This is a genomic window from Mycolicibacterium sp. XJ2546, assembly GCF_053483195.1.
In genome coordinates, this window is the sequence record NZ_JBEFRW010000002.1 from 126,703 (window position 1) to 141,851 (window position 15,149).

A 15,149-nucleotide genomic window follows, 5' to 3' on the forward strand; every position below is an offset into this window, starting at 1 on the left:
CCATGGCCGGGTGGTCGAACCGTCGGCTCCGCGCGATCATGTTTCTGATGGCGCTGACCGCCTACCTGGCCGTCGGTTACTGGCTTCAGGTCCAAAACGGGTTCATCATGGGCGACGCGCTGGCGCGGGTCTCGGCGGCTCAGGCGGTGCTGTTCAGCCGCGACCCGCACCTGGCCGCAATCGGGTTCATCTTCACGCCGTTGACCGCAGTGGTGCAGATACCGGCAATCGCCGCCAGCCCGGTGTGGCCGGATATGGCGGAACGGGCATTCTCCGGAACCATCATGTCGGCGGTCTTCATGGCCGGTGCGGTCATCCAAATCATGAGCATGGGCACCGACCGCGGACTACCACGCACCTACGTGCTGGCGATCACGGCGTTGTTCGCGCTCAACCCGATGATCATTTTCTACGGCGCCAACGGCATGAGCGAGGCGCCGTTCCTGTTCTTCATGTCCTGGGCGGTGCGGCGGCTCATCATGTGGATGTTCGACGACGACGTTCACCACCTGGTGACGGCGGGCGGCATCGCGATGGGCCTGGCCTACCTGACCCGATACGACGCTGTGGCCTGCATCGCGGCTGCCGGCGTACTGGTGGGTGGGACGACCTATCTGCGCGCGCGTCCTGTCCCCCGGCTGCGCCGCGCGCTGCTGGACATGGTCATGGTCAGCGGTCCGGGCCTGGCCGCCTTCCTCGGCTGGGCCGGGGTCAGCTGGTTGATCACCGGCGAGGCGTTCGGACAGTTCACCTCGCAGTACGGGAACGCCGCCATCCTCGAGCAATCCGGCCACAGCGCACCCAATTTCGGTGAGGGGCTCACCTTCGCGGCGATCTGCATCACCTTGTTGGCGCCGACATTGATGCCACTTACCATCCTCGCTGTGGCACGCCGACGACGCGCACCCGACTGGCATGTGCTGGCTCCACCGGTCGCGATATTCGGTGCCGCGCTGGCATTTCAGACCATCAGCTACGCCACCGGGTCCACGTTTCCGTTTCTGCGGTTCTACATCATCGCGGTCCCGCTTGCGGCGTGCCTGGCGATGCTCGCCGTGCCCGATGGCGTGCTGGCACCCGCCAAGCGACGCGGTAAGTTCGCCACGGCGCGGCCCGCAGCTGGGGCGGCCGGGCGACGGCGGTCCTGGGCCGTTTACGCCCCGGTGGCAGCGGCGTTCGCGGTCGCCATACCCGTCACCGCGTGGGGGATGGGACAGCCCGAGTACGCGCCCCAGGAGTACGCGCTCGGCGCGGTGCTGGCACCGCAGCCCGACAGCGTCGACGAGCGCAAAGCCATCGAGCACCGGGTCGCCGCCAGCTTTTCCACCGAACGTGAGATCGCCGATTACCTTGAACGGCTCGACCTTCCGGACGGTTCGGTCATCGTCGACACCGAGTACGGGTTCGCCATCCTGGCGGCCTCGAGTCGCCCGCGAATGTTCGTGGTGCCCTCCGATCCGGACTTCACCGCGGTGCTGAACGCGCCGACCGCCCACAGCGTCAGGTACATGCTCGCGATCCCACGGGAGGGCCGTGGCACCGCGGACGCGCTGAACCTGCGGTACCCGACGCTGTACGACACCGGCGCCGATATCGCCACGCTCGAGCTCGAAATCCCGAACAACGGTGACAGCCAACCCGACTGGCGGCTCTACCGGGTCAACGACGTGTCACCGAACGCCTAACCGCGGCTACTTCACCCGGGTCGCGATGCCGTCGAGCAGTTGACGCAACCCCGACCGGAAGTCGGCCTCGCGGTCGGTGTCGGCGTCGTCGAACACCCCGTCCGCCAGCGCCGCGCTCAACGCGGGAAACCGATCCGTGTCGATCACCCGGCGAAGCAGCGCGGGGTAGTCCGGGCTGTCGACATGACTGGCTTCAAGGTGTACCGCCGCTGCGCCCCGCGCGAAGTGCAGCACGACCAACACCGCCGCGAGCTTGTCGCGTTCGGCCATCCCGGTACGGCCCAACGCCGCCAGGCCTGCATCCAGCCAAGCCACCTGGCCCGGATCGGCGGGCGGGCCCGCGACGCTGGCCTGCAGAATCCACGGGTGCCGGTGGTAGAGCTGCCACAAGCCCATAGCCCAATCACTTAGCGCCGCACGCCAATCCGATGGGTCGAGGGTAGGTGGTTGTCCCGTGGCCGCCGACAGCATGAAAGTCAACAGCTCATCCTTGTTGGCGACGTGCCGGTACAGCGACATCGTGCCGCAACCGAGACGCTCGGCCAACCGGGCCATCGACAGCGAGCCCAGACCATCGGCGTCGGCCACCGCAATGGCCGCATCGACGATGCGTTCACGGCTCAGCCCTGCTGAGCGTCGGGGTGCGCTCGGTTCGCGCCACAAAATCTCCAGCGCGCGGGGCAGAGGTTCGGTCATTTCTCGCCAGCATAAACGATTGCACGCTGGGGCGCGTATGCCATACGCTTCCTGCGTATGACATACGCAAAAACAATCCCCGGCCGGCGGCTCGCCGGAGCGCTGCTCGTGGTCGTCACAGCGTTTCTGGTCTACTCGCTGCGGCCGTACTTCAGCGGCGACACCCGGGTACCGGCGACGTTCGCCCTGCACTACCCGTTGTTGGTTGCCCACGTCATGTTGGGCAGCCTCGCGATGGTGACTGCCGTCGCCCAACTCTGGCCCGGCCTGCGTCGCCGCCACCCCACCCTGCATCGGCGCACCGGCCGCGTCTATGTCGGTACGACGATTCCGGCCGCCGCGTCGGCCATCGTCATCGGAGCGGCCACGCCGTTCGGTCCGGTACTGGCGGTCAGCAACGTCGTGCTGGGCACGCTGTGGCTCTGGTTCACGGTCAACGGATTCCTGGCGGCACGGCAGCGGGATTTCGCCGAGCATCGACGGCACATGATTCGCAGTGCGACGCTGACGTTTTCGATCATCACCAACCGAGTCTGGTCGCCCATCGTTTTCATCACGTTCCATCCGTTGCAGGACACTGTGTTTGGCGGCAACCAGGAGCGCTTCCTCTGGTTCGTGGCCGGCACCGTGGGCTGGCTGGGCTGGGTGATTCCATTGGGTCTCGTGCAGTGGTGGCTGAACAAGAAACCCGTGATCGCAACGTCGCCGATTCCTTAGCAAACCGTCGCCGCGCGCGTGTAGCGTGCGGGCCATGGCGACGGAATTTCACGGCAAAATCGAACTCGACATCCGAGATTCCGAACCCGACTGGGGGCCGTACGCCGCACCGGTGGCGCCCGAGGGGGCGCCCAACGTCTTGTACCTCGTCTGGGACGATGTCGGCATCGCCACGTGGGACTGCTTCGGCGGTCTGGTCGAGATGCCAACCATGAGCCGCATCGCCGATCGCGGTGTTCGGCTGACACAGTTCCACACCACCGCGTTGTGCTCGCCGACCCGCGCCGCACTGCTCACCGGCCGCAACCCGACGACGGTCGGCATGGCCACCGTCGAAGAGTTCACCGACGGGTTTCCCGGCTGCAGCGGGCGCATCCCGCATGACTCGGCGCTGTTGTCCGAAGTGCTCGCCGAGAACGGCTACAACACCTACGCGGTTGGCAAGTGGCACATGACACCGCTCGAGGAGTCGAATCTGGCGTCTACCAAACGACATTGGCCGCTGTCGCGCGGGTTCGAGCGGTTCTACGGGTTCATGGGCGGTGAGACCGACCAGTGGTATCCCGACCTCGTCTACGACAACCATCCCGTCGCGCCGCCGAGCACCCCGGAGGACGGCTACCACCTGTCTAAAGACCTCGCCGACAAGACAATCGAGTTCATTCGCGATGCCAAGGTGATCGCTCCCGACAAGCCGTGGTTCACCTACTTGTGTCCCGGCGCCGGGCATGCGCCGCATCACGTGTTCAAGGAGTGGTCGGACCGGTACGCGGGCAAGTTCGACATGGGCTACGAGCGCTACCGCGAAGTGGTGCTGGAGAACCAGAAACGGCTCGGCATCGTTCCGCCGGATACCGAACTCTCGGCGATCAACCCGTATCTGGATGTTACGGGCCCGGACGGCCAGAAGTGGCCGGAGCAGGATACGGTGCGGCCCTGGGACGAACTCGACGATGACGAGAAGAAGCTGTTCACCAGGATGGCCGAGGTGTTCGCCGGGTTCCTGTCCTACACCGACGACCAAATCGGCCGCGTGCTGGACTATTTGGAGCAGTCCGGCCAACTCGACAACACCATCATCGTGGTCATCTCCGATAACGGCGCCAGCGGCGAGGGCGGCCCGAACGGCTCGGTGAACGAGGTCAAGTTCTTCAACGGCTACATCGACACCGTCGAGGACGGGCTGAAAGTCCTCGACGTCCTCGGCGGGCCCGAGACCTACAACCACTATCCGATCGGCTGGGCGATGGCGTTCAACACGCCCTACAAACTGTTCAAGCGCTACGCGTCCCACGAGGGTGGTATTGCCGATACGGCGATCATCTCCTGGCCCAAGGGCATCCGTGCGCACGGGGAGGTGCGCGACAACTACGTCAACGTCTGTGACATCACCCCGACGGTGTACGACCTGCTCGAGATCACCCCACCCGCCACCGTCAAGGGGATACCCCAGAAGCCACTCGACGGGATGAGCTTCAAAGTGGCCCTTACCGATCCGGATATGCCGACCGGTAAGGAGACACAGTTTTACACCATGCTGGGTACCCGCGGGATCTGGCACAAGGGGTGGTTCGCGAACGCGGTGCACCCGGCGTCACCGGCGGGCTGGTCACATTTCGACAAGGACCGCTGGGAGCTTTATCACATCGAGGCCGACCGCAGCCAAACCCGTGATCTGGCCGCCGAGCACCCGGAGAAGCTCGAAGAACTCAAGGCGCTGTGGTTCAGCGAGGCCGACAAGTACAACGGTCTTCCCCTCGGGGACCTCGACGTGTTCGAAACCATCGGCCGGTGGCGGCCGAGCCTGGCCGGTGCCCGGGACAGCTACGTGTACTATCCGGGGGCCGCCGAGGTCGGGACGGGCGCCGCCGTGGAGATCGCGGGTCGGTCGTTCGTCGTCATCGCCGAGGTCACCACCGAGAGCACCGACGCCCAAGGCGTGGTGTTCAAACACGGTGCGGCACATGGTGGACACGCGCTGTTCCTGCAGGACGGCCGGCTGCACTACGTCTACAACTTCCTCGGTGAAGACGAGCAGAAGTTGTCGTCGCGTGACACCGTGCCAGCGGGCCGGCACAGGTTCGGTGTCGCGTTCACCCGGACCGGCACGGTCGAGGGCAGCCATACCCCGATCGGCGACGCCGCGCTCTACATCGACGACGCCGAGGTGGCCACGATGACCGGGATGAAGATCCACCCGGGAACGTTCGGCCTCGCGGGCGCCGCACTCGGCGTCGGCCGCAATACTGGCTCACCGGTATCAAGCTCCTACAAACCACCTTTCGCGTTCACCGGCGGCACCATCGCCCAGGTGAACGTCGATGTCTCGGGCCAGCCGTATGTCGATGTCGAACGTGAGTTCGCGCGCGCTTTTGCGAAGGACTGAAGCGATTGACAGTGGCGAAGGACTGAAGCGATTGACAGTGGCGAAGGACTGAAGCGATTGACAGTGGCGAAGGACTGAAGCGATTGACAGTGGCGAAGGACTGATGAGCACCCGGTGGGCGGCGCTGGCCGCGCTCGGCCTCGGCGCCGTCGTGTTCACCGCCTGCGACAGGACCAGCGAAGGCATGCCGGTGCCCGCCGATATCGCCGTCCCCGCCACGTCGACGCCGTCGACGCGGGCCATCCCGACGCCGCAGATCACACTTCCCGAACCCGGCATCGCCCCCACCACGCGCACACCGGTGCCCGCGGGGGAGGCCACCTGCGAACCTCCCGACCCGCCGCCGGTCGGCGTGGTCGCGAAGGTCGACGACCCGGCGGCACCCAGGATCACCGTCGCCCTGCCGGAGGGCTGGTCCACGTCGGCGGGCGACGGTGACATCGGCGCGAAACTGCAGGGCCCGGACGGGCTTTCGGCGACAGTGACGATTGCGCGCACACAGTTGGATCCGGCTGAGGCATTCGAGAAGTACGTCAACGACGCGATGGCGGGGGCCAACGTCAGCAGCGTCAGCGTGTTACCTGCCGAACTGTGCGGCTACAGCGGGCAGAAGCTGCTGGGGATGTGGTCGGGCGCGACAGCGGACGCCGTCGAATTCGGTGACCGCATCGCGCACATCTGGACCAACACGAACAACTATCTCGTCGCCATCCACGTCGAAGGGCCGGCCGACACCCCGCACTTCGACCCGATGACCTCACCCCTGATGGCCGACTTCACCGTCGTTCTACCCTGAGCTCATGCGCACCGAGCTCGTCGAGGTGGCGGGCGGGTCCTTCCGGATGGGCTCGACGCAGTTCTATCCGGAAGAGGCGCCGTCGCACACCGTCACGGTCGCCGCGTTCGCCGTCGAGCGCCATCCGGTGACCAACGCCCAGTTCGCCGCGTTCGTCGCCGAGACCGGCTACCGCACCGTCGCCGAACGGCCGATGGATCCGGCGCTCTACCCGGGCGCTTCGGCCGAGGACCTGGTTCCGGGCGGGTTGGTGTTTCGACCCACATCCGGGCCCGTCGACCTGCGCGACTGGCGGCAGTGGTGGACGTGGACGCCGGGGGCGTGCTGGCGGCACCCGTTCGGGCCCGACGGGCCGTCGTGGCAGGACCGCGCGGACCACCCCGTCGTGCAGGTGGCCTATCCGGACGCCGCCGCCTACGCACGCTGGGCCGGTCGCCGGCTACCCACCGAGGCCGAGTGGGAGTTCGCCGCCCGCGGGGGGACGACGTCGACCTATTCCTGGGGAGACGAGGTGAGCCCGGGCGGGCAGGTGATGGCCAACATCTGGCAGGGCGACTTCCCGTACCGCAACACCGGCGCCCTCGGCTGGATCGGCACGTCGCCGGTCGGCACGTTTCCGCCCAACGCGTTCGGCCTGGTCGACATGATCGGCAACGTGTGGGAGTGGACGACGACGCGGTTTCAGGGCCATCACCGCCTCGACGAGCCGCCGAAGGCCTGCTGCACACCGAGCGGACCCGCCGATCCGGCCGTTCACCAGGCCCTCAAGGGCGGCTCGCACCTGTGCGCCCCCGAGTACTGCCACCGCTACCGGCCCTCGGCGCGGTCACCGCAGTCGCAGGACAGCGCGACCACCCACATCGGCTTCCGCTGCGTGGCCGACGCCTGAACGCCGAGAGTGGAGTCGACGCACGCTGACCGGGGGCAAAGCGTGCTGGTAACCCACGTTCGGCGGCGAGTCGGCGGCGAGTCGGCGGTGAGGTGACGGATTTGGTTCAGCGCAGGTCGTGACCTAGTATTAAGCGGTTGCCTTGGGCAGACCTCGGCCGATCCTTCCCGGATAGGCCCCGCGTGCCCTTCGGTGACAGCAAGACCGCGTACGTCCAGGTCGGTATCTGGCGTGCATACAAATACCAGGTCGAGGAGATCGAGTGATTCAGCAGGAATCGCGGGTGAAGGTCGCCGACAACACCGGCGCACGGGAGATCCTGTGCATCCGGGTGCTCGGCGGCTCCGGGCGGCGCTACGCCGGCATCGGCGATGTCATCGTGGCGACCGTCAAGGAAGCCATACCCGGCGGCAACATCAAGCGCGGCGAGATCGTGAAGGCCGTGATCGTGCGCACCGTCAAGGAGCGCCGCCGCGCCGACGGCAGCTACATCAAGTTCGACGAGAACGCCGCGGTCATCATCAAGCCCGACAACGATCCGCGCGGCACGCGCATCTTCGGCCCGGTCGGCCGTGAACTGCGCGAGAAGCGCTTCATGAAGATCGTCTCGCTCGCCCCGGAGGTGTTGTAGATGAAGGTCCACAAAGGCGACACCGTGCTGGTGATCTCCGGTAAGGACAAGGGCGCCAAGGGCAAGGTGCTGGTGGCCTACCCGACCCGTAACAAGGTGCTCGTCGAGGGTGTGAACCGGATCAAGAAGCACACCGCGGTGTCGAGCAACGAGCGCGGCGCCCAATCCGGCGGCATCGTCACCCAGGAGGCACCGATCCACGTGTCCAACGTGATGGTCGTCGACTCCGACGGTAAGCCGACCCGCGTCGGGTACCGCAGGGACGACGAGACCGGCAAGAAGGTCCGCATCGCCAAAACCAACGGCAAGGACATCTCATGACCAGCACCGAAACCAAGAGCCTGCCGCGCCTCAAGCAGCGCTACCGCCAAGAAATCCGGGATTCGCTCCGCCAGGAGTTCGGCTACGGCAACGTCATGCAGATCCCCGGCGTGGTCAAGGTCGTCGTCAACATGGGCGTCGGTGACGCCGCCCGCGACGCCAAGCTGATCAACGGCGCCGTCAACGATCTCGCGCTCATCACCGGCCAGAAGCCGGAGGTGCGCCGGGCCCGCAAGTCGATCGCACAGTTCAAGCTGCGCGAGGGCATGCCGATCGGCGCCCGCGTCACGCTGCGCGGCGACCGGATGTGGGAGTTCCTCGATCGGCTGATCTCGATTGCGCTGCCGCGTATCCGCGACTTCCGCGGGCTTTCGCCCAAGCAGTTCGACGGCACCGGCAACTACACGTTCGGGCTGACCGAGCAGTCGGTGTTCCACGAGATCGACGTGGACAGCATCGACCGCCCACGCGGTATGGACATCACCGTCGTCACCTCGGCGACGACCGACGACGAAGGCCGGGCCCTGTTGCGGGCGCTGGGCTTTCCGTTCAAGGAGAACTGAGCTAGATGGCAAAGAAGGCATTGGTCAACAAGGCCAACAAGAAGCCGAAGTTCAAGGTGCGCGGCTACACGCGGTGTCAGAAGTGCGGCCGGCCTCGCGCGGTGTTTCGCAAGTTCGGCCTGTGCCGGATCTGCGTGCGCGAGATGGCACATGCCGGCGAACTGCCCGGCGTCCAAAAGGCCAGCTGGTAACAGCAGACCACTACTAGAACAGGTGCGCGGCAGGCCCGTATGGGAACCGCCGCGAGGAAGGTGAACCGGCTGTCATGACCATGACGGATCCGATCGCAGACTTCTTGACGCGTCTGCGCAACGCCAATTCGGCGTACCACGATGAGGTGACGTTGCCGCACTCGAAGCTGAAGGCCAACATCGCCGAGATCCTCAAGACCGAGGGTTACATCTCCGATTACCGCACCGAGGATGCTCGGGTCGGCAAATCGTTGGTGGTGCAATTGAAGTACGGGCCAAGCCGTGAGCGCAGCATTGCGGGTCTGCGCCGGGTGTCCAAGCCCGGTCTGCGCGTCTATGCCAAGTCCACGAACCTGCCGCGGGTGCTCGGCGGCCTTGGTGTGGCGATCATTTCGACGTCGGCCGGGCTGAAGACCGATCGCCAGGCGGCTCGCGAGGGCGTGGGCGGCGAAGTCCTCGCGTACGTGTGGTGAGGGAGGTTTAGACATGTCCCGCATTGGAAAGCAACCGGTCCTGGTGCCATCCGGGGTCGACGTGACCATCGAAGGTCAGCACGTGGCGGTCAAGGGGCCCAAGGGTTCTCTTGAACTGGCCGTCGCCGAGCCGATCAAGGTGTCGCGCGACGACGAGGGCGCCATCGTGGTGACCCGACCCGACGACGACCGGCACAACCGTTCGCTGCACGGGTTGTCGCGCACGCTGGTGGCCAACCTGATCACCGGGGTGACCGAGGGTTACACCACCAAGATGGAGATCCACGGCGTCGGTTACCGCGTGCAGCTCAAGGGCAACACCCTCGAGTTCTCCCTTGGCTTCAGCCATCCCGTCAGCGTCGAGGCGCCGGAGGGCATCGCCTTCGCGGTGGAGTCGCCCACCAAGTTCTCGATCTCGGGTATCGACAAGCAGAAGGTCGGTCAGATCTCGGCGAACATCCGCCGGCTGCGCCGCCCGGACCCCTACAAGGGCAAGGGCGTTCGCTACGCGGGTGAACAGATCCGCCGCAAGGTCGGAAAGACAGGTAAGTAGATATGGCTTCTCAGACAGAGTCCGCGAAGCGCGTGGCCGTGGGGCGCAACATCTCCGAGACTCGGCGCACCGCGCGGCTGCGGCGGCATGCCCGGCTCCGTAAGAAGATCTCCGGCACGGCCGAGCTGCCCCGCCTGGTCGTGCACCGGTCGTCACGGCACATTCACGTGCAGCTGGTGAACGACGTCAACGGCACCACGCTTGCTGCCGCGTCGTCGATCGAGCCCGATGTGCGCGCGGTCGACGGCGACAAGAAGGCCCACAGCGTGCGCGTCGGTCAGCTGATCGCCGAGCGGGCCAAGGCCGCCGGGATCGACAAGGTCGTGTTCGACCGCGGTGGATACACCTACGGTGGACGGATAGCGGCACTGGCCGACGCGGCGCGCGAAGGCGGGCTGAAGTTCTAATGACTGTTAACGGAAGGACTGCATGATGGCCGAACAGGCAACCGCCGGCGGCCCCCCAGAAGGCCGCCCGGCGCGCGGTGAGCGCGAGGGACGGGGTCGGCGCGACGACCGGGGCGGCCGTGGCCGCGACGGTGACAAGAGCAACTACCTTGAGCGCGTCGTCTCGATCAACCGAGTTTCCAAGGTGGTCAAGGGTGGCCGCCGGTTCAGCTTCACCGCGCTGGTGATCGTCGGCGACGGCAACGGCATGGTCGGCGTCGGCTACGGCAAGGCCAAGGAGGTTCCGGCCGCCATCGCCAAGGGCGTCGAAGAAGCGCGCAAGAACTTCTTCCGGGTTCCGCTGATCGGCGGCACCATCACGCATCCGGTGCAGGGTGAAGCCGCAGCCGGTGTGGTGATGCTGCGTCCGGCCAGCCCCGGTACCGGTGTGATCGCCGGCGGCGCCGTTCGCGCGGTGCTGGAATGCGCTGGCGTGCGCGACATCCTGGCCAAGTCGCTGGGCAGTGACAACGCGATCAACGTGGTGCACGCCACCGTCGCCGCGCTCAAGATGCTGCAGCGTCCCGAAGAGGTCGCCGCCCGGCGCGGTCTGCCCATCGAGGATGTGGCGCCGGCAGGCATGCTCCGCGCCCGGCGCGAGGCCGAGGCATTGGCGGCATCGACCACACGGGAAGGGTCGGCATAGCCATGGCAGAGCTGAAGATCACCCAGGTGCGCAGCACCATCGGTGCGCGCTGGAAGCAGCGGGAAACCCTGCGGACGCTGGGACTGCGCCGGATCCGGCAGTCCGTCGTCCGCGACGACAACCCGCAGACGCGCGGGCTGATCAAGACCGTGCATCACCTCGTACAGGTGGAGGAGGTCTAACCGATGACACCCATCAAGCTGCACGACCTGAAGCCGGCTCCCGGCTCCAAGACGGCCAAGACCCGGGTGGGTCGCGGTGAGGGTTCCGGCCGCGGGAAGACCGCCGGTCGCGGCACCAAGGGCACCAAGGCCCGCAAGAACGTCCCCGCGACGTTCGAGGGCGGCCAGATGCCGATTCACATGCGACTGCCCAAGCTCAAGGGGTTCAAGAACCGGTTCCGCACCGAGTATGAGGTTGTCAACGTCGGCGATATCAACAAGCTGTTCCCCAACGGCGGCGATATCGGCGTGGACGAGCTGGTGGCGGCGGGTGCGGTGCGCAAGAACACGCTGGTGAAGGTGCTCGGCGACGGCAAGCTGACCGCGAAGGTGAATGTCACCGCGCACAAGTTCAGCGGTAGCGCGCGCGAAAAGATCACCGCGGCAGGCGGTTCGGCGACCGAACTGTAGGGATTTGTGTGCAGTTTGTTGCGCTCACCGCAACGAACTGCACACAAACCGCCGGCTTGAAGTCGGCGCGGCGTCGGTACGCTCGAAGCATGTTCGCATTGCTGCCCGGCGTCCCCGGAGTTGACGACATTCGCGCACTGGTCAAGCGCATGGACACCGCCCGCCACCGTGGCGTGCCGGACGGTGTTGTGCTGGAGCTCGACCTGCTATCGGTGCCCAACGAGACCGGCGGATTCGACCCGTTCGCGTTTCTGGCCGGCGGCCGGCCGGTGCTGCTTCGGGCGGCCGTCGAGGCCATCCACCGCGCCGCCGAGGACCCCAGGGTCGCGGGCCTGATCGCGCGGATCCAGCTTCCGGGCGCCGCAGCGGGGCCGGTGCAGGAACTGCGGTCGGCGATCGCGGCATTCAGCGACGCCAAACCGTCGCTGGCGTGGGCCGAGACCTATCCGGGCACCATGTCCTACTACCTGGCGTCCGCGTTTCGCGAAGTGTGGATGCAGCCGTCGGGCTCCGTCGGGTTGGTCGGCTTCGCCACCAGCGCGATGTTCCTGCGTGACGCGCTGGACAAGGCGGGCCTCGAGGCGCAGTTCGTCGCCCGCGGCGAATACAAGTCGGCCGCAAACCGTTTCACGGAGAACAGCTACACCGACGCCCACCGGGAAGCCGACAGCCGGCTGATCGAAAGCCTGCACGCCCAGGTGCTGGCCGACGTGGGCCAGTCGCGCCATCTCGATCCCGAGGAGCTCGACGCACTCGTCGACAAGGCGCCGTTGCTGCGCGACGACGCCGTCATGGGCCGGCTCGTCGACCGCATCGGCTTCCGTGACGAAGCCTATGCCCGCATCGGCGAACTGGTTGGTGCGCCGGGGATATCACCGGAAACCGGCGATGCCGACTCCGACGACGCGCCCCCGCGGTTGTATCTGTCGCGGTATGCGCGGGCCACCGCGCCGCGATCGGGGCCGTCACTGCCCGCGATCGCCGGCAAGGCCAAACCGGTCGTCGCGGTGGTGACGCTGGACGGGCCGATCGTCAGCGGTCGCGGCGGGCCTCCGATGCTGCCGCTGGGCAACTCGAGCGTCGGCGCCGACACCATCACCGCGGCTTTGCGCGAAGCCGCCGCCGACGATGACGTCGTGGCCATCGTGCTGCGGGTCGACAGCCCCGGCGGCTCAGTCACCGGGTCGGAAACCATTTGGCGCGAGGTGGACCGGGTGCGTGACAACGGAACCCCGGTCGTTGCGTCGATGGGTTCGGTGGCGGCGTCCGGTGGTTACTACGTGTCGATGGCCGCCGATACGATCGTCGCCAACCCCGGGACGATCACCGGGTCGATCGGTGTGGTGGCCGGCAAGCTGGTGGCGCGTGAGCTCAAGGACCGGCTCGGGGTGGGGTCGGATTCGGTGCGCACCAACCGAAACGCCGACGCGTGGTCGGTCAACCAACCGTTCACCGAAGAACAGCGCGCGCACGTCGAGGACGAAGCGGACCTGTTCTACACCGACTTCATCGAGCGGGTCGCCCAGGGTCGCAACCTGAGCGTCGAGGACGTCGAGGTGGTCGCCCGGGGGCGGGTGTGGACGGGCGCCGACGCGCTGGAGCGTGGCCTTGTCGACGAACTCGGTGGGCTGCGCACCGCGATCAACCGCGCGCAGGTGCTGGCCGGGCTCGACGCGGAGGACGAGGTCCGCACGGTTGCCTATCCCGGTTCGTCGTTGATGGACCTGCTGCGACCCAAGCCGTCGTCGCAGCCCGCGGCGGCCTCGCTGCCGGAGGCGTTCGCGGCGCTGGTGGGCCGCTCGGTGGTGGGTGTGCTCGACAATGCCGAGCGCTCGCTGTCCGGAGTGAGCGCGCTGTGGCTGGGTGACTCCCGCTTTTGAGGTGGTCACCCCTGCTGGCGCAGGTACCCGTACACCGCGGCGAAGTTATGGTTGACGTCCTCGGGTATCGGCACCGGACCGCCCAGCGCCCGTGCGCCCCATACGATCTGCGCGGTGCGCTCCACCAGCGCGGTGACGTGCAGCGCCTTGTCCGGCCGCGGCGCGACGGCGACCAGACCGTGGTTGGCGATCAGCGCAGCCGCGCGGTTCTGCAACGCCTTCACCGCGTTGTGGCCGACGTCGGCGGTGCCGGACGCCGCGTAGTCGGCGCAACGGATATCGCCGCCGCAGTAGACGGCAAACTCGTCGATACATGCCGGAATCGGTTGGTGCGCAACGGCGAACATCGTCGCCCAGACGGGATGGCTGTGGATCACGCTGCCGATGTCGTCGAACGCGCGATAGCACGCCAGGTGCAGCGCCATCTCCGACGAAGGCGCCCGACCGTCCTTTCCCGACACCACCGCACCGTCCGGGTCGACGACGACGAGGTCCTCGAGCGCCATATCGCGGTAGTCCACCGATGACGGTGTGATCACGAGGTTTCCGTCCTCGCGCCGGGCCGAGATGTTGCCTGCCGTACCCTCGACCAGGCCGCGGCGCAGCATGTCCTTGGCCGCTGCGAGCACCGCGTCCTCGGGGTTGTCCACGAACCTCATGGCCTGAGCACCTCCGGATTGACGATATGGGCGGGTGTGCGCCCCGCCAGCAGCGCTTCCAGGCCGTCGGCGACCATCTGCGCCTGCCGTGCCTCAGTGTTCCACGTCGCCCCGCCGATGTGCGGGGTGAGCACGACGTTGTCCATCGCCGCCAGCGGATGCTCCGGCGGCAGCCATTCGCCGACGAAATGATCCAGACCCGCCGCGGCCACCTTGCCCCGCCGCAGCGCGTCGACCAGCGCGTCGGTGTCGTGTAACTGGGCGCGCGCGGTGTTGAGGAACACCACTTCGTCGCGCATCGCGGCGAACTGAGCGGCGCCGATCATGCCGACGGTGTCCTCGGTGACCGGTGCGTGCAGCGACACGACGTCGGCCTCGGCGAGCAGTTCGTCGAGGCTGTGGCGAGCCTCGTCGTGGAAGGGGTCGTAGGCGATCACCGTCATCCCCAGCCCCTCGAGCCGCCACCGCAGGGCGCGCGCCACCGCGCCCAGCCCGACCAGGCCTGCCGTGCGGCCCGCGACCTCCCACGCGCGGAAACGCTGGTAGGGGATGGTGCCGTCGCGAAACACCTCACCGGCGCGGACGTCGGCGTCGGCGGTGAGCACATGGCGCGTCGCGGCGAACAACAGGCCGACGGCCATCTCCGCAACGGCGTCGGCGTTGCGGGCGGGGGTGTGCAGCACCGGGATTCGCGCCGCAGTGGCGCCGGAGACGTCGACGTTGTTCGGGTCTCCGCGGGTGGCGGCGACCGCACGCAGCGGCAGGCCGAAAACCGGCCCGGTAACCGAATCACCTTCCACTACAAGCACATCGGCGCGCTCCGCCGACACGCGCTCGGCGAGCTGTTCGGCCGTGTAGATCCGCAGCGGGCGCAACTCGATCCAGGGGTCATACACCACGTCGACCAACTGCTGCAGTTTGTCGAAGCCCGGACCGCGAAGCGGTGCGGTCACGAGCGCGCGAAGTCGGGTCACGATTGCTCATG

At 67.1% G+C, this 15,149-nt stretch carries 19 protein-coding genes; 16 read left to right on the top strand and 3 right to left on the bottom strand.

All coding sequences use genetic code 11. The features are described from left to right. The first annotated feature begins 2 nt into the window (after positions 1 to 2). Positions 3 to 1,685 carry an ArnT family glycosyltransferase gene (locus ABQE44_RS04120; RefSeq protein ID WP_448428781.1) on the top strand — a complete coding sequence of 561 codons (1,683 nt, stop codon included), beginning with the start codon at positions 3 to 5 and terminating at the stop codon, positions 1,683 to 1,685. Between the two features lie 6 nt (positions 1,686 to 1,691). On the opposite strand, the gene ABQE44_RS04125 is transcribed toward ABQE44_RS04120, so the two are convergent. Continuing rightward, positions 1,692 to 2,381 carry a TetR/AcrR family transcriptional regulator C-terminal domain-containing protein gene (locus tag ABQE44_RS04125; RefSeq protein WP_448428444.1) on the bottom strand — a complete coding sequence of 230 codons (690 nt, stop codon included), beginning with the start codon at positions 2,379 to 2,381 and terminating at the stop codon, positions 1,692 to 1,694. Positions 2,382 to 2,438: 57 nt separating this feature from the next. Here ABQE44_RS04125 and ABQE44_RS04130 point away from each other — a divergent pair, with 57 nt between their 5' ends. From ABQE44_RS04130 to sppA, 15 genes are all read left to right on the top strand, one after another. Next, on the top strand, positions 2,439 to 3,098 hold the full coding sequence (locus tag ABQE44_RS04130; RefSeq protein WP_448428446.1) for a DUF2306 domain-containing protein: 660 nt from the start codon (positions 2,439 to 2,441) through the stop codon (positions 3,096 to 3,098). Between the two features lie 34 nt (positions 3,099 to 3,132). After that, positions 3,133 to 5,484 (top strand): arylsulfatase, encoded by a 2,352-nt coding sequence (locus tag ABQE44_RS04135; protein ID WP_448428448.1) that lies wholly within the window; start codon positions 3,133 to 3,135, stop codon positions 5,482 to 5,484. A 103-nt stretch (positions 5,485 to 5,587) separates the two neighbouring features. Next, positions 5,588 to 6,280 (top strand): hypothetical protein, encoded by a 693-nt coding sequence (locus tag ABQE44_RS04140; RefSeq protein WP_448392787.1) that lies wholly within the window; start codon positions 5,588 to 5,590, stop codon positions 6,278 to 6,280. Between the two features lie 4 nt (positions 6,281 to 6,284). Further along, positions 6,285 to 7,169, top strand: coding sequence for a formylglycine-generating enzyme family protein (locus tag ABQE44_RS04145; RefSeq protein WP_448428450.1), 885 nt, complete (start codon positions 6,285 to 6,287; stop codon positions 7,167 to 7,169). 262 nt (positions 7,170 to 7,431) lie between these two features. Beyond that, the gene (rplN, locus tag ABQE44_RS04150) at positions 7,432 to 7,800 is read left to right on the top strand and encodes a 50S ribosomal protein L14 (protein WP_128107848.1); all 369 of its coding nucleotides are present in this window, start codon (positions 7,432 to 7,434) and stop codon (positions 7,798 to 7,800) included. After that, positions 7,801 to 8,121 carry a 50S ribosomal protein L24 gene (gene rplX, locus ABQE44_RS04155; protein ID WP_448392789.1) on the top strand — a complete coding sequence of 107 codons (321 nt, stop codon included), beginning with the start codon at positions 7,801 to 7,803 and terminating at the stop codon, positions 8,119 to 8,121. It abuts the gene before it with no gap. Next, a complete protein-coding gene (rplE, locus tag ABQE44_RS04160; RefSeq protein WP_448428452.1) occupies positions 8,118 to 8,684 on the top strand; it encodes a 50S ribosomal protein L5 in 567 nt (188 codons plus the stop codon). Before rplX ends, rplE begins: the two co-directional genes overlap by 4 nt. A 5-nt stretch (positions 8,685 to 8,689) precedes the next feature. Then, entirely contained in the window at positions 8,690 to 8,875 is a 186-nt protein-coding gene (locus tag ABQE44_RS04165) for a type Z 30S ribosomal protein S14 (RefSeq protein WP_448428454.1), read from the top strand. Positions 8,876 to 8,949: 74 nt separating this feature from the next. Further along, positions 8,950 to 9,348: a 30S ribosomal protein S8 gene (gene rpsH / locus ABQE44_RS04170; protein ID WP_069405603.1), complete on the top strand. Its 399-nt coding sequence runs from the start codon at positions 8,950 to 8,952 to the stop codon at positions 9,346 to 9,348. Positions 9,349 to 9,361: 13 nt separating this feature from the next. Continuing rightward, complete coding sequence (gene rplF / locus ABQE44_RS04175; RefSeq protein ID WP_448428456.1) at positions 9,362 to 9,901, top strand: 50S ribosomal protein L6; 540 nt, start codon at positions 9,362 to 9,364, stop codon at positions 9,899 to 9,901. 2 nt (positions 9,902 to 9,903) lie between these two features. Continuing rightward, positions 9,904 to 10,308, top strand: coding sequence for a 50S ribosomal protein L18 (rplR, locus tag ABQE44_RS04180; protein WP_448392793.1), 405 nt, complete (start codon positions 9,904 to 9,906; stop codon positions 10,306 to 10,308). A gap of 25 nt (positions 10,309 to 10,333) precedes the next feature. Beyond that, complete coding sequence (gene rpsE / locus ABQE44_RS04185; protein WP_448392794.1) at positions 10,334 to 10,993, top strand: 30S ribosomal protein S5; 660 nt, start codon at positions 10,334 to 10,336, stop codon at positions 10,991 to 10,993. Between the two features lie 2 nt (positions 10,994 to 10,995). Beyond that, complete coding sequence (rpmD, locus tag ABQE44_RS04190; RefSeq protein WP_448392795.1) at positions 10,996 to 11,175, top strand: 50S ribosomal protein L30; 180 nt, start codon at positions 10,996 to 10,998, stop codon at positions 11,173 to 11,175. Between the two features lie 3 nt (positions 11,176 to 11,178). Next, positions 11,179 to 11,625, top strand: coding sequence for a 50S ribosomal protein L15 (gene rplO, locus ABQE44_RS04195; RefSeq protein ID WP_427058591.1), 447 nt, complete (start codon positions 11,179 to 11,181; stop codon positions 11,623 to 11,625). Positions 11,626 to 11,714: 89 nt separating this feature from the next. Next, positions 11,715 to 13,505 carry a signal peptide peptidase SppA gene (gene sppA, locus ABQE44_RS04200; protein ID WP_448428457.1) on the top strand — a complete coding sequence of 597 codons (1,791 nt, stop codon included), beginning with the start codon at positions 11,715 to 11,717 and terminating at the stop codon, positions 13,503 to 13,505. 5 nt (positions 13,506 to 13,510) lie between these two features. On the opposite strand, the gene ABQE44_RS04205 is transcribed toward sppA, so the two are convergent. After that, on the bottom strand, positions 13,511 to 14,164 hold the full coding sequence (locus tag ABQE44_RS04205; RefSeq protein ID WP_448428459.1) for an L-fuculose-phosphate aldolase: 654 nt from the start codon (positions 14,162 to 14,164) through the stop codon (positions 13,511 to 13,513). Beyond that, complete coding sequence (locus tag ABQE44_RS04210; protein ID WP_448428783.1) at positions 14,161 to 15,141, bottom strand: NAD(P)-dependent oxidoreductase; 981 nt, start codon at positions 15,139 to 15,141, stop codon at positions 14,161 to 14,163. The genes ABQE44_RS04205 and ABQE44_RS04210 overlap by 4 nt, the downstream gene beginning before the upstream one ends. Positions 15,142 to 15,149 lie beyond the last annotated feature (8 nt).

Coding starts and splice junctions, on each gene's coding strand:
- ABQE44_RS04165 (WP_448428454.1), top strand. CDS start 8,690: ATGGCAAAGAAGGCATTGGTCAACAAGGCCAACAAGAAGCCGAAGTTC.
- ABQE44_RS04120 (WP_448428781.1), top strand. CDS start 3: ATGGCCGGGTGGTCGAACCGTCGGCTCCGCGCGATCATGTTTCTGATG.
- ABQE44_RS04125 (WP_448428444.1), bottom strand. CDS start 2,381: ATGACCGAACCTCTGCCCCGCGCGCTGGAGATTTTGTGGCGCGAACCG.
- ABQE44_RS04205 (WP_448428459.1), bottom strand. CDS start 14,164: ATGAGGTTCGTGGACAACCCCGAGGACGCGGTGCTCGCAGCGGCCAAG.
- sppA (WP_448428457.1), top strand. CDS start 11,715: ATGTTCGCATTGCTGCCCGGCGTCCCCGGAGTTGACGACATTCGCGCA.
- ABQE44_RS04130 (WP_448428446.1), top strand. CDS start 2,439: ATGACATACGCAAAAACAATCCCCGGCCGGCGGCTCGCCGGAGCGCTG.
- rpsH (WP_069405603.1), top strand. CDS start 8,950: ATGACCATGACGGATCCGATCGCAGACTTCTTGACGCGTCTGCGCAAC.
- ABQE44_RS04145 (WP_448428450.1), top strand. CDS start 6,285: ATGCGCACCGAGCTCGTCGAGGTGGCGGGCGGGTCCTTCCGGATGGGC.
- rplO (WP_427058591.1), top strand. CDS start 11,179: ATGACACCCATCAAGCTGCACGACCTGAAGCCGGCTCCCGGCTCCAAG.
- rpmD (WP_448392795.1), top strand. CDS start 10,996: ATGGCAGAGCTGAAGATCACCCAGGTGCGCAGCACCATCGGTGCGCGC.
- rplX (WP_448392789.1), top strand. CDS start 7,801: ATGAAGGTCCACAAAGGCGACACCGTGCTGGTGATCTCCGGTAAGGAC.
- ABQE44_RS04140 (WP_448392787.1), top strand. CDS start 5,588: ATGAGCACCCGGTGGGCGGCGCTGGCCGCGCTCGGCCTCGGCGCCGTC.
- rplR (WP_448392793.1), top strand. CDS start 9,904: ATGGCTTCTCAGACAGAGTCCGCGAAGCGCGTGGCCGTGGGGCGCAAC.
- ABQE44_RS04135 (WP_448428448.1), top strand. CDS start 3,133: ATGGCGACGGAATTTCACGGCAAAATCGAACTCGACATCCGAGATTCC.
- rplE (WP_448428452.1), top strand. CDS start 8,118: ATGACCAGCACCGAAACCAAGAGCCTGCCGCGCCTCAAGCAGCGCTAC.
- rpsE (WP_448392794.1), top strand. CDS start 10,334: ATGGCCGAACAGGCAACCGCCGGCGGCCCCCCAGAAGGCCGCCCGGCG.
- rplF (WP_448428456.1), top strand. CDS start 9,362: ATGTCCCGCATTGGAAAGCAACCGGTCCTGGTGCCATCCGGGGTCGAC.